General features: G+C 69.1%; 8 protein-coding genes. All 8 read right to left on the bottom strand.

Annotated features, from left to right (window positions below; genetic code table 11):
• Positions 1-54: 54 nt before the first annotated feature.
• The 8 genes from D573_RS0104450 to D573_RS0104415 all read right to left on the bottom strand — a co-directional run bounded on the left by D573_RS0104450 (position 55) and on the right by D573_RS0104415 (position 13191).
• Positions 55-1347 carry an FAD-dependent oxidoreductase gene (locus D573_RS0104450; protein ID WP_369772876.1) on the bottom strand — a complete coding sequence of 431 codons (1293 nt, stop codon included), beginning with the start codon at positions 1345-1347 and terminating at the stop codon, positions 55-57.
• The gene (hrpA, locus tag D573_RS0104445; protein WP_018938251.1) at positions 1337-5281 is read right to left on the bottom strand and encodes an ATP-dependent RNA helicase HrpA; all 3945 of its coding nucleotides are present in this window, start codon (positions 5279-5281) and stop codon (positions 1337-1339) included. Before hrpA ends, D573_RS0104450 begins: the two co-directional genes overlap by 11 nt.
• Before the next feature lie 2 nt (positions 5282-5283).
• Entirely contained in the window at positions 5284-5874 is a 591-nt protein-coding gene (locus D573_RS0104440) for an SPOR domain-containing protein (protein ID WP_018144585.1), read from the bottom strand.
• A gap of 3 nt (positions 5875-5877) precedes the next feature.
• Entirely contained in the window at positions 5878-7641 is a 1764-nt protein-coding gene (argS, locus tag D573_RS0104435) for an arginine--tRNA ligase (RefSeq protein ID WP_018938250.1), read from the bottom strand.
• A 100-nt stretch (positions 7642-7741) separates the two neighbouring features.
• Positions 7742-9958: a primosomal protein N' gene (locus tag D573_RS0104430; protein ID WP_018938249.1), complete on the bottom strand. Its 2217-nt coding sequence runs from the start codon at positions 9956-9958 to the stop codon at positions 7742-7744.
• A 406-nt stretch (positions 9959-10364) separates the two neighbouring features.
• Positions 10365-11753: an NAD(P)(+) transhydrogenase (Re/Si-specific) subunit beta gene (locus tag D573_RS0104425; protein WP_018938248.1), complete on the bottom strand. Its 1389-nt coding sequence runs from the start codon at positions 11751-11753 to the stop codon at positions 10365-10367.
• Positions 11750-12061, bottom strand: a complete 312-nt coding sequence (locus D573_RS0104420) for an NAD(P) transhydrogenase subunit alpha (protein ID WP_017942675.1) — start codon at positions 12059-12061, stop codon at positions 11750-11752. Before D573_RS0104420 ends, D573_RS0104425 begins: the two co-directional genes overlap by 4 nt.
• The gene (locus tag D573_RS0104415; protein WP_038037866.1) at positions 12058-13191 is read right to left on the bottom strand and encodes an NAD(P) transhydrogenase subunit alpha; all 1134 of its coding nucleotides are present in this window, start codon (positions 13189-13191) and stop codon (positions 12058-12060) included. The genes D573_RS0104420 and D573_RS0104415 overlap by 4 nt, the downstream gene beginning before the upstream one ends.
• Between the last annotated feature and the right edge of the window lie 181 nt (positions 13192-13372).

Raw genomic sequence — 13372 nt, 5'->3', positions numbered from 1 at the left:
TGAGCGTAGCGAAACGCATCGACCAGGGTGTGTAGCTCCCCAAACCGTTCGAAATCAGAGTGTCAGGCCGTCCATCGGCAACGCCGGGGGTTCGCCCAGCACGCTGTCGCGCACCAGCGCGGCGGCGCCGCAGGCGAAGGTCCAACCGAGGTGGCCGGACCCGGTATTGAGGTAAAGGCCGGGTACCGCGGTCGCCCCGAGGATCGGGGTGCCGCGTGCGCTCATCGGGCGCAGGCCGGTCCACGGGGCCATGGTCTCGGCATCCATTTGCTCGGGCAGGCTGGCCAGGGTGCGCCGGCAATGATCCAGTACGCTGGCGGCACGTTGCGGGTTCAGGCTGCCGTCGCGACCCGCGAACTCCGCGGTGCCGGCCAGGCGCAGGCGATCGCCCAGCGGGGTCATCACGACCTTGTTGGCGTCGTCGATCAGCGGCAGGTGAATCCGGGTTCCGGCGTCCATCGGCAGGGTCAGTGAGTAGCCCTTGACCGGTGCCACGGGCAGCCGGATCCCGAGTGGGCGCAGCAGATCGGGCGCGTGGTAGCCGTTGGCAACGACACAGGCATCCGCGGCGATCGGGCCTTCCGAGGTCTCCAGCGCATCGAGGCGGCCGCGGAAGGTGCGCAGGCGGCGCACCGCCACGCCCGGGCAATAGGTCAGTCCGCGGCGGCGGGCGATGGCCAGCAGGCCCGCGGTAAAGCGGGCGGCATCGCCGATGGCATCGTCGGGAAAGTAGAGTCCGCCGCACAATTGATCGCGCACGGGGGCCAGCGCCGGCTCTTCGGCGATGATGCGTTCCACGGTCCAGTCCTCGAAGCGCACGCCGGCGTCCGCCATGTCCTCGCTGGCGGTGCGATTGCGGGCCTGGCTGGCCGGGTCCTGGAATAGCTTGAGGATGCCGCTGCGGCGGAAGTCGAAGTCCAGCCCCTCGGGTGCCAGCTCGCGCTGCAGGCGGTCGATCTCCTTCAGGGAGAAGGCCGCCAGGCGCGCATTGAGCCGGGTGTGTTCCTCGAAGCGCCCGCGGCGGCTGTTGCCGAGAAAGCGCAGGCCCCAGCCGATCAGTCCCGGTATGGCGTGCGGGCGCACCAGCAGTGGCGAATCGCGGCGCCCGAGATAGCGCAGCAGGTCGAGACCCACGCCCGGGGCGTTCCAGGGTTCGGCATGGCTGGCATGCAGCATGCCGCCATTGGCGAAACTGGATCCGCTGGCCGGCGCCGCAGCGGCGTCCAGCAGCACGACCTCGGCTCCAGCCTCCTGCAGGTACCAGGCTGTGGTGACACCGATCACCCCGGCGCCGATGACCGCTACGCGCATCCGTTGGTCCTTCCGTTGTCGTGGCTCATGTGCCACTGGCCAGTCGTTGGATCAGTGTCGCGTATTCGCGTTCCAGGCGTTTGGGCGAAACCTTCTCGCGGGTGCCCAGTTCCTGGGCGAACTGCGAGACGCGGAATTCCTCGATGCGGTAGCGAAAGGCGAGGACGTCCGGGTGGTCCGGGGCGCGGGCGATCAGTTCCTGCGCCTGCTGCCACAGTGGCTCCACGGCGACGCGGCGGGCGCGGTCCTTGTCCGGGGCCTGGGTCAGACGCTCCAGGCGCTTCTCGATCGCCTCGAGGTAGCGCGGCAGTTCCGGCAGGACATCATGCGGGATGCGCAGCAGGAAATCCGCCGGGACCAGCGCGTCCAGCTGCCCGCGGATGTCGCGCGCGGCCTCGATCCAGGACAGCGGCAGGTCGCCCTGCAGCCGGGTGCGCAGGTCGTGCCAGCGGCGCAGGATCTCGGCGGTCAGGCGCGAGAGCTCCATTACGGTGGGCGAGAACGCCGGCAGGGACTCGTTGAGTCGTTGGGCGAACGCCTCGGCGGCGCGTGGCCAGGGCTCGGCCAGGAACACGCGGTCCGCAGCGGCCTCCAGGATCTGGTCGCGCAGGGCCTCGCAGCTGCCCAGCGTCGAGTAATTCAGGCAGGCGCGTTCGATCTCCGGGAGCTGGCGGCGCAGATCGCGCGCGGTCTTGCGGGCGCCGAGCAGGAACAGCCGGCGCAGGCCCGCGCGGTGGGCGCGTTCGGCCTTGGCTGGGTCGGGTTCCAGCTCCAGCGAGACCGAATCGCCGCGATCGACCAGGATCGGGAAGGCCCGCAGTTGTGCCCCCTGGTGGTCGAATTCGACACTCTCCGGCAGCGCACCGAAATCCCACTCCGTGATGCCCTCGCGGGTGATCTCGTCCGGGCGGCTGGCATCGAAGTGGGCCTCGGCGCTCCCGCCCAGCCGTGCCTTGAGCGCGGCCAGGTCGCGGCCGCTGGTCTCTTCATTCCCTTCCGGGGCGAGGATGCGAAAGCGCATCACCAGGTGCGGCTCCAGGGTCTCCGGGCGCCAGGCATCCAGCGGGATGTCGGTGCCGGTCATGGCGCGCAGGGCTGCGGCCAGTGCGGGAATCAATGGGCCCTGGCGGTGTTCGATGCGGGCCAGGGCGGCCTGGGCGAAGTCCGGGGCGGGCACGAACTGGCGGCGCAGGGCCTTCGGCAGGCTCCGCAGCAGGGCGGTCACGCGATCCTCCAGCAGCCCTGGAACCAGCCAGTCGCCCAGCCAGTCGGGCACCGCGTTCAGCGCGGCGATGGGGATGGTGACGGTCACGCCGTCGTCCGGCTGGCCGGGTTCGAAGCGGTAGGCCAGTGGCAGGCGCAGGCCCTCGAGCTCCAGATGGTCGGGATAGGCGCCTTCCGGGAGTGTGGCCTCTGGCTCGTTCAGGAGCTCGGCGCGGTCGATCTTCAGGGCATCCGGGTCATTTTTTTCGGTCTTGCGCGCCCAGGTCTCGAAGCTCGTGCCGTCGGTGATCGCGGCCGGCAGACGGGCGTCGTAGAAGTCGAACAGGCGCTCCTCTTCCACCAGCAGGTCGCGGCGGCGCCCGCGCGCCTCCTGTTCGGCGATTTCGGCCACCGCCTCGCGGTTGGCGCGCACGCCGTTGGAGCGCGAGCGCAGCTCGCCACCGACCAGGCCCTCGCGGATCAGGATGCGCCGTGCCTCGGCCGGGTCGTGCTTGGCGAAGTCCACTGGCTTTTTCGGTGCCACGACCAGGCCGTACAGGGTGATGCGGTCGAAGGCCCCGACGCGCCCGCTGCGGCCCTGGAAGTGCGGCTCGAAGATGTGGTGCTTAAGCAGGTGCGGGGCGGCGGTCAGGATCCAGTCGGGCTCGATGCGCGCGTTGTCGCGGGCGTAGACACGCGTGGTCTCGGCGATCTCCGCGCTCATCACCCAGGCCGGCTTCTTCTTCGCCAGCACCGAGCCGGGGTGGATCTGGAAGCGGCGGTTGCGCGCGCCCAGGTAGTCGCCGCGCTCGGTCTTCTGCCCGACCTGACTGACCAGCCCGGTCAGCAGCGCCCGGTGCACCGCCTCGGCGTCCGCCGGTTGGTGGTTCGGGTGCAGGTCCATCTCGCGCGCCAGGCGCAGGAGTTGTACGCGCAGCTCCTGCCATTCGCGCATGCGCAGGAAATTCAGGAAGTGTTCGCGGCACCAGCGCTTCAGGGCACTGGACCCGAGGTCCTCGCGGGCGGTGTGCCAGGCGTCCCACAGCCGCAGCATGCCCATGAAGTCGGAGCCCTCGACCTGGAACTCGCGGTGGGCCTGGTCCGCCGCCTGGGTGGCCTCGGCCGGGCGCTCGCGCGGGTCCTGCAGCGACAGGGACGCGGCGATGGTGGCGGTTTCGGTGACACAGTCGTGCTCGGTGCCGGCCAGCAGCATCGCCGCGTGGCGCGGGTCGATGGGCATGCGCGCGAGTTGCCGCCCGCGCCGGGTGATCCGGCCACGCTCGTCTACCGCGCCCAATTCGTCCAGCAGGTGGTAGCCATCCTTGACCAGGCGCGGGTCGGGCGGGTCGAGGAACGGGAACTGGCGCGGCTGGCCGAGCTTCAGCGCGGCCATCTGCAGGATCACCGAGGCGAGGTTAGAGCGCTGGATTTCCGGGTCGGTGAAGGGCGGGCGCAGGTTGAAGTCGTCTTCCGCGAACAGCCGGATGCAGATGCCGGGGCCCAGCCGGCCGCAGCGCCCGGCGCGCTGGTCGCAGGCGGCCTGCGAGATGGCCTCCAGGCTCAGGCGCTGTACCCGCGAGCGCCAGGAGTAGCGCGAGATGCGCGCGAGCCCCGAGTCGATCACGAAGCGGATGCCGGGCACGGTCAGCGCGGTCTCGGCGACGTTGGTTGCGAGTACGATGCGACGGCCGCTGTGTGACTGGAATACCCGCGACTGCTCGCGTGCGGACAGGCGTGCGTAGAGCGCCAGGATCTCGGTGTCGGCGCGGACCTGGCCGCGCAGGGCCTGGTGGGCGTCGCGGATCTCGCGTTCGCCGGGCAGGAATACCAGTACGTCGCCGGGCCCGGCGCGCTCGCACTCGGCCACCGCGTCGCGGATGCCGTCGAACAGGTCGCGTTCACCACGCCCCTGTTCGTCGCCTTCGTCCCCAGTATCCTCCGGCTCGATCGGCCGGTAGCGGACCTCCACCGGATAGGTGCGTCCGGCCACCGTCAGGATCGGGGCGTGGTCGAAGAACGCCGACAGCCGTTCGGGGTCGAGGGTGGCCGAGGTGATGATGATGCGCAACTCGGGGCGCTTGTGCGACAGGCGTTTGAGCACGCCCATCAGGAAGTCGATGTTCAGGCTGCGCTCGTGCGCCTCGTCGACGATGATGGTGTCGTAGGCGCGTAGTTCCGGGTCATGCGCCATTTCCGCCAGCAGGATGCCGTCGGTCATCAGCTTGATCCAGTTGTTTGGCCCGGTCTGGTCGGAGAAACGTACCTTGAAGCCGACCGTGGAGTCCCGGTTGCCGCCCAGGGTGGTGCCCAGTTCCTCGGCGATGCGGCTGGCCACCGAGCGCGCGGCGATCCGGCGCGGCTGGGTGTGGCCGATCAGCCCGGCCTCGCCGCGCCCGGCCTCCAGGCACAGCTTGGGTAGCTGGGTGGTCTTGCCGGAGCCGGTCTCGCCGCACAGCACGAGCACCGGGTGCTCGCGGATGGCGGCAACGATGCGTTCGCGCTCGGCATGGATCGGCAGGTCGCCGGCGTAGACGGGTTGCGGGCGCAGGCGGGCGCGCTCGTCGCTGCCTACCTGGGGGGCGGCCCCCTCGGTGGTGGCCAGGCGTTCGGCGAGGGTGCGGGCCATGCGGTCGCACGGCTGCCCGCGCCGCTGGCGCTGACGGGCCCGGCGCAGCAGGTCCGCGAGGTCCTTGCGTTCGCCGCCGGCAGGCAACGCCTCGATGCGGGCCGCGAGGGCGTCGAGATCCGGTGCGGGGGCCGGTTTCACGCTCAGCCCTGGTAGCGCAGACGCAGGGCCTCGATATTCTCCGTGCGCAGGCGCTCCAGCGCCTGGCGCACGCGGTCCTCGTCACTGAACGGGCCGAGGTAGACGCGGTACCAGGTCTCGCCCTGGATCTCGACCTCGTGCACTTTCGGGTCCAGACCGAGCAGGGTCAGTCGTGCCTTCATCTCATCGGCCTGGGCAAAGCGGCGGAACGAGCCGGTCTGCAGGACGACCGGATCGCCTTCACTGGGCGATGCGGCCGGTGGCACAGCCGGGGCGGGCGCGTCGCGCTCGGACTCCGGCACCCGGATCTCGTCCTCGGGCAGCAGCTCGTAGTAGCGGAAGCGGGGCTCGTCGTCCGAGGGAACGGTGTCCCGCTCCACCGGTGCCGGGGTCGGGGCGGCCGTCTCGGTCGCGGGATCCGGGTCACCGAACAGCGCGCCCAGATCCGGCGAGCGGTCGGCACCCTGCAGGTACAGCACGGCGGCAAGCCCCAGGCCGATCAGCAGGCCGAGCAACATCCATACCCAGCCGGGGATCGGCCGCGAGGCCTTCCGCGGGGCGGACTTGCGACGGGTCTTGCGCGCCTGGGCCATGGTCTACATCCGTTCCGGGGCGGTCACGCCCAGCAGGCGCAGGCCGTTGTGCAGCACCTGCCTGGCGCCGGTCAGCAGCGCGAGACGCGCACCGATCACGTCGGGGTCGTCCGCGTTGAGGAAGGGTACCGCGTTGTAGTAGGTGTGGAAGCCGGCGGCCAGCTCGCGCAGGTACTGGGCGATCTGGTGCGGTTCGCAGGCCTCGGCGGCCGCCGCGATCACCTCGGGGAAGCGATCCAGACGATCCAGCAGGTCGTCTTCCTGCGGTTCGGTCAGGCGCGTGCTGAGGCCCTCGGCGTCGGCCGCGGCCGGGGCATGCCCGCGCTCGACGGCGGTGCGCAGCACGCTGGCGATGCGCGCGTGCGCGTACTGGATGTAGTACATCGGGTTGTCGTTGGACTGCGACTTGGCGAGGTCGAGGTCGAAGTCCAGGTGCTGGTCGCAGCGGCGCTGCACGTAGAAGAAGCGCGCGGCATCCGAGCCGACCTCGTCGCGCAGTTCGCGCAGGGTCACGAACTGTCCGGCGCGGGTGGACATGGGCAGGCGCTCGCCACCGCGGTAGAGGATCGCGAACTGCACCAGCAGCACGTCGAGGCGGCCGGGGTCCAGGCCCAGGGCCTGCAGCGCGGCGCGCACGCGCGGGACGTAGCCGTGGTGGTCAGCGCCCCAGATGTTGATGACGCGCTCGAAGCCGCGCTGGAATTTCTCGCGGTGGTAGGCGATGTCGGAGGCGAAGTAGGTGTAGTCGCCGTTCTCGCGGCGCACCACGCGGTCCTTGTCGTCGCCGTAGTCGGTGGAGCGGAACCACAGGGCCCCGTCCTGCTCGTACAGCGCGCCGCGCCCCTGCAGGTCCTCCATTGCGGCGTCGATCGCGCCGGAGTCGGCCAGGCTGCGCTCGGAGAACCAGCACTGGTACTCGACGCCAAACTCGCGCAGGTCGTCGCGGATGTCATCGAGGATTGCGTTCAGGCCGCAGTCGAACACCTTGCGGTAGAGCGTCTCGCCCAGGAGCTCGCGGGCGCGGGCGATCACCGCGTCGATGAAGGTTTCCTTGTCGCCGCCGTCCGGTTCGTCCGCCGGAAGACCGCGGGTGACGGCCTCGGCCGGGTGCACGCCTTGTTCGCCGATCTGCGCGGTCAGGGTCTCGGCGACCGGGTGGATGTAGTCGCCCTTGTAGCCATTGGCCGGGAACGGCACCTGGACACCGTGCTGCTCCAGGTAGCGTAGCCACACACTGGCAGCGAGGATGTTCATCTGCCGCCCGGCGTCGTTCACGTAGTACTCGCGGGTGACATCGAAGCCGCAGAAATCCAGCAGGTCGGCCACCGTGGCGCCGAAGGCCGCGCCGCGGCCATGGCCCACATGCAGCGGCCCGGTGGGATTGGCGGAGACGAATTCCACCTGCACCGGGCGTCCGCCGCCTGCGCTGGAGCGGCCGAAGTCGTCACCTTGGGTCGCGACGCGGCCCAGCACCAGCGTGCGGGCATCCGCGGCCAGGCGGAAGTTGATGAAACCGGGGCCGGCGATCTCGGTGCCGGCGAGGCCGGGCACCTCGGGCATGGCCGCACACAGGGCCTCGGCCAGATCGCGTGGCTTGGATTTCGCCGGGCGCGCGAGCTGCATCGCCAGGTTGGCGGCGAAGTCGCCGTGTTCGCGGTCGCGCGCACGCGTGACCTGCACCTCGACACCGTGGTCGGCGGGTACGCGGCCTTCGGCCACCAGGGTCTCCAGTGCGGCCGCCAGGGCCTCGGTCAGGGTGTCTTTCAAGGGAAGCTCGATCCGTCGGGTAAAAAGGGCCGCATTCTAACCCGGAAGCGCTGGTCGTGCCGCCCCGGTACGGGGCGCTCGAAGGGAACCGGGCGGCGGTTTACGCCAGCGAGACCGGGTCGATGTCGATGGCGATGCGGGTGCCGCGCGGGAGGTCGTCGGTCTGCCAGGCGTGGCGGGCGCGGGTCAGGGCCCGATGGAGTGGGCCGCGCTGGGTGGACTGCAGCAGGATCTGTTCGCGGAAGCGGCGATTGACGCGGTGGCGCGGTGCGGGGGCCGGGCCGAGCACGCGCAGGCTTTCGGCGGCGGCGTTGCGCAGGTGGGTGGCGACGCGCTCGGCGTGGCGGCGGGTGGTCTCGGCATCGCCCGCCTCGACGCGGACCAGGGCCAGGTGGCCGTGGGGTGGCATCTCGGCGGCAGCGCGCTCCTCCAGCAGGGGCGCGACCATCGCCGGGTAGTCCGCGGCGTTCAGGCCGCGGATCAGAGGGTGGTCCGGATGCCCTGTCTGCAGCAGGACGCGGCCGCCGCCGGAACCACGTCCGGCGCGCCCGGCGGCCTGCACGATCAGCTGCAGGGTGTTTTCGGTCGCGCGCAGGTCGACGCTGAACAGGCCCTGGTCGACGTCAATCACGCCGACCAGTCCGACCTGCGGGAAGTCGTGGCCCTTGGCCAGCATCTGGGTCCCGACGACGATGGCGGCATCCAGCTGGCGGATACGGTCCAGCGCCTCCTCGAGCGCCCCCTTGTGGCGGATGCTGTCGCGGTCCAGGCGGATCAGCGGAGTGGTCGGGTAGTGGCGGGCCAGGGCCTGTTCCAGGCGCTGGGTGCCGAGACCGCGCTGGGCCAGGGCCTCGCCGCATTGCGGGCAGCGCTGGGGGCGCGGTTCCTGGTGACCGCAGAGGTGGCAGACGGCACGCGGGTTGTGCGCGTGGATGGTCAGGCGCGCATCGCAGTCCGGGCATTCGGCGACCCAGCCGCAGGCGTCGCAGGCCAGCACGCGGGCGAAGCCGCGCCGGTTCAACAGCAGGAAGCACTGGTGGCCGGCGGCGAGGGTCTGTTGCATGGCATCCAGAAGCGGGGCGGTGAGGCCCTCGTCCGGGGTGTGCACACGCGTGTCGATGGCCTCGACGGCGGGCGGTTGAGAGCCGTCCGGGCGCGTCGCCAGTCGGGCATGGGCGTAGCGGCCAGTGGTCGCCGCATGCAGGGTCTCCAGGGTCGGCGTGGCCGAGCCCAGGACCACCGCGGCCTGTTCCAGCTGGCCGCGCTTGATGGCCAGGTCGCGGGCGTTGTAGCGAAAGCCGTCCTGCTGCTTGAAGGCGCTGTCGTGCTCCTCGTCAACGATGATCAGGCCGAGATCGGGCAGGGGCGTGAACAGCGCCGAACGGGTGCCGACGACGATGCGGCGCTGCCCCTGACGGGCGGACTCCCAGGCGCGCAGGCGCTCGCCCTCGGACAGCCCGGAGTGGAGGAGGGCGACCTGCCCGGGGAAGCGCTGCTGGATGCGCGCGCTCAGCTGTGGCGTCAGGGCGATCTCGGGGATCAGGAACAGGACCTGGCGCCCGCGTGCCAGCACGCGTTCGGCCATTTGCAGGTAGACCTCGGTCTTGCCGCTGCCGGTGACACCCTCCAGCAGGAGGGGTACGCCGGTATCCGGGGTCAGGGCGTCGACGGCGGCGCGTTGTTCGGCGGTCAGGGTGTGGTCGCTGGTGTTCGGGGGCGGTGGCTGTTTCGGGTCGGGCGTGGTCGCCTCCAGCCAGCCGCGTTCCGCAAACGCGCGCAGTTCGCGCGGGGCGAGTTGCAGCCCGGTGGCGGCGGCCAGGGTGGCGCGATCCAGGGCCGGTGAGTCATGCGGTGTGGAATTCGGGTGGGCGAGCGCGCGGAGGACGGCCTGCTGGCGTCGCCCGCGGGCGTCACCGTCGGCCAGCGCCTGGCTGCCCGCGGGTGTCATCCGCCACAGGGTCTCCGGGGTCAGGGCGGGGAGCGGGTCGCCATGGCGCAGGGCCGGGGGGAGTGCCCCCAGCAGGGCTTCGCCCAGGGGGTGGTGATAGTACCGGGCTCCGAACTGCAGCAGCTCCAGCAGGCGGGACCCCAGAATCGGTTCTGCCTCGGGTGCTTCCTGGATCGCACGCAGGCGGCCGGGTGCAACCTCGCTGGTGGATGCCAGCTCGACCACGACCCCGATGGTCGACCCGCGCCCGAAGGGCACGCGCACCCGCTGGCCGGGTGCAAGCGTCAGGTCCTTGGGGATGCTGTAGTCGAACAGCCGGTCCAGAGGGCGATCCAGCGCGATGCAGGCGATTCGGGGCGTGGCAGGCATGCGCACAGTCTACTGTGTCGGACCCCGGGGAGGGGGAGAGGCCGCCGCACTGCGGGAGGGGGTTATCCACAAAAGCTGTGGATAACTCTGTGGGTGAATCGGTATGAACATCCCTAAATGCTTGTTACTGCTAAGGGCTACTTGGATTGGGCAAAAATCGACCATATCCATTTAATATAGGGAAAACAGCGAGTTATGATCGCTATGTGAAACCGAGTGCGCGCTGTGTGTGCTAACCGGGGTTTGACCCTGGCCCTTGTGGGTAGTTTGTACAGGAAACGTACAGATTTCGGGTTTCAATCCTGGCCCGGTGGGTGAGCAACAAAAAAAACCCGGCACCGCAAAACGGTGGCCGGGTTTCGGTTACGGGGCCCGGTGTCCGGGCCCCGCGAGTGGGGCGGGTCGACTAGCCGAGGGCCTTGACCGATGCCACCAGCTCGGCGGCCACCTTCTGGCCGTCGCCGTACAACATCTGGTTGTTGTCGGCATAGAACAGGTGGTTCTCGATGCCCGAGAAACCGGAGCCCTTGCCGCGCTTCACGCAGATGACGTTGTGCGCCTGGTCCGCGTTGAGGATCGGCATGCCGTAGATCGGCGAGTCCGGATTGGTCCGGGCCACCGGGTTCACGACGTCGTTCGCGCCGATGACCATGGCGACATCCGCGGTCTTGAACTCCTCGTTGATCTCGTCGAGGTCGAAGATGATGTCGTAGGGCACGCCGGCCTCGGCCAGCAGCACGTTCATGTGCCCGGGCATGCGGCCCGCGACCGGGTGGATCGCGAACTTCACGTCTACGCCGCGCTTCTGCAGCAGCTGGGTGAATTCCCAGATCTTGTGCTGCGCCTGTGCCACGGCCATACCGTAGCCCGGCACGATGATCACCTTCTCGGCAAAGGCCATCATGATCCCGGCGTCGTTGGCCTGGATCTCCTTCATGGTGCCCTCGATCGCTTCCTCGGCACCCCCGCTGCTGCCACCGAACTGGCTGAACAGGATGTTCTTGATCGGGCGGTTCATCGCCTTGGCCATCAGCTGCGTGAGCAGCGTACCGGCCGCGCCGACGACGATACCGGCGATCATCAGGGCCGGGTTGTCGAGCACGATGCCCTTGAGGCCGACTGCCAGGCCGGTGAGGGCGTTGTACAGCGAGATGACCACCGGCATGTCGGCGCCGCCGATCGGCAGGGTCATCAGGATGCCGAAGGCGAGCGACAGGACGAAGAACAGCAGCAGTGTGGCCGAGCCGATCTCGCCGCCGCCGGTCGCCAGCATGAAGCCGAGGATCACGGTGATAGCAAAGATGGCGATGTTCACCACCTGCTGGCCCGGGAAGTGGAAGGTCTTCTTCATCAGGCCCTGCAGCTTGGCGTAGGCCACCAGCGAGCCAGAGAAGGCCACCGCACCGATCAGCGAGCCGGTGGTGGCGATCGCCAGGCCGGTATTGGTGACGCTTTCCGGGGTGGCCTGCAGCAGGTAGATCGCACCGATGCCGGCCGCGGCGCCGCCGCCCATGCCGTTGTACAGCGCGATCATCTGCGGCATGTCGGTCATGGCGACCTTCTTGCCGCTCCACCAGGCGAGACCGCCACCGATGACGATACCCAGGACGATCAGGGTGTAGTTCACGCCCCCGGAGACTTCCGGATGCACGAAGGTCACGAGCGTGGCGAGCACCATCCCCACGCCGGCCCACATGATGCCCGGCCGCGCGGTGGTCGGCGAAGACATCTGCTTGAGGCCGACGATGAACAGGACCGCCGCCGCAAAGTAGGCGAGGTTGATAATCAGACTCATGCGTTATCTCCCTTCTTGTCGTCCTTCTTGCTGGTCTTGAACATCTCCAGCATGCGTTCGGTGACGACATAGCCACCCACGGCGTTGCCCGCGGCCAGGATCACGGCGACAAAGCCGATAGCCTGTTCCAGCGGGGTCGTGGCGTGGCCGAGTGCGACCATGGTCCCGACCAGCACGATGCCGTGGACGAAGTTGGAACCGGACATCAGCGGGGTATGCAGGATGACCGGGACCTTGGAGATGATCTCGTAGCCGGTGAAGGCCGCGAGCATGAAGATGTACAGCGCGATAAAGCCTTCGATGATCATGATTGAGCTCCCTTCAGGGCCTCGCGGGTGGCCTCGTGCACGATCTCGCCATCGCGGGTCAGCACGCTCTTGGCGATGACCTCGTCATCCCAGTCGGGCTGGAATTCGCCGCCTTCGGCGATCATCGGCGTGAGGAAATTCAGCAGGTTCTTGGCATACATCTCGGAGGCATGCAGCGGGACCTGCGAGGGCACGTTCAACGGGGCATGGATGATCACGCCCTTGTGGTCGTGGGTCTCGCCGGGCTTGCTCAGCTCGCAGTTGCCGCCACCTTCGGCCGCCAGGTCGATGATGACCGCACCCGGCTTCATGCCCTCGACCATGATCTTGGGGATTAGCTTGGGTGCATCGCGTCCCGGGATCGCGGCGGTGGTAATCAGCACGTCGGCCTTGGCGATGTACTCGCCCAGGGCATCTTGCTGCTGCTTTTTCTCTTCCGCGGTCAGTTCGCGGGCGTAGCCGCCCTCGCCCTCGGCGGAGACGCCGAGATCCAGGAACTTCGCGCCCAGCGACTCGACCTGCTCCTTGGTGGCGGAGCGCACGTCATAGGCCTCGACCATCGCGCCCAGGCGCTTGGCCGTGGCAATCGCCTGCAGCCCGGCCACGCCGGCGCCGATCACGATCACCTTGGCCGGGCGGATGGTGCCGGCCGCGGTGGTCAGCATCGGGAAGAAGCGGCAGGACAGATCGGAGCCCATGATCGCGCCCTTGTAGCCGACCACGGCTGCCTGCGAGGACAGCACGTCCATGCTCTGGGCGCGCGAGATGCGCGGGATCAGCTCCATCGCGAAGCTCAGGATCTTGCGCTCCTGCATCGCCTTGACCACATCCGGGTTGCGGTGAGCGTGGAACAGGCTGACCACGGTCGAGCCTTCCGGCAGCTGGTTGATCTCCTCGACTGTCGGCGGTGCCACGCGGACCATCAGATCCGACTGGCCGTAGGCGGTCTCGGTGTCGACCACGGAGGCCTTCTCGTAGGCCGCATCCGGAAAATGGGCCTCGGAACCGGCACCCTTTTCCAGCTGCACCGTGATGCCCATATCGCTGAACTTGGCCGCTACCGACGGATCCAGGGCCACGCGGCGCTCGCCACTGGCGGATTCCCTGGGAACGGATAATTTGATTGCCATGCGCTCTCTCCCCGGGCCAAGCGTTCCCGTATTCCCTATGGGACGATCAGCCGCGCTCGCGGGTGGTGAAATCGGATGCGGCACGCGTGATTCGGGCGTGCCGCACAAAAAACGACCCGCGAGTGTAGCGGATCCGGCCTCGTGCTTAAACCGTGTCCACCCTCGTTGCCGGGCCCGTCAG

The sequence above is a fragment of the Thioalkalivibrio sp. AKL9 genome (assembly GCF_000377825.1).
Classification (GTDB): domain Bacteria; phylum Pseudomonadota; class Gammaproteobacteria; order Ectothiorhodospirales; family Ectothiorhodospiraceae; genus Thioalkalivibrio; species Thioalkalivibrio versutus.
The sequence above is the reverse complement of the archived record's forward strand: the minus strand, read 5'-3'. Positions and strand labels throughout refer to the sequence as shown.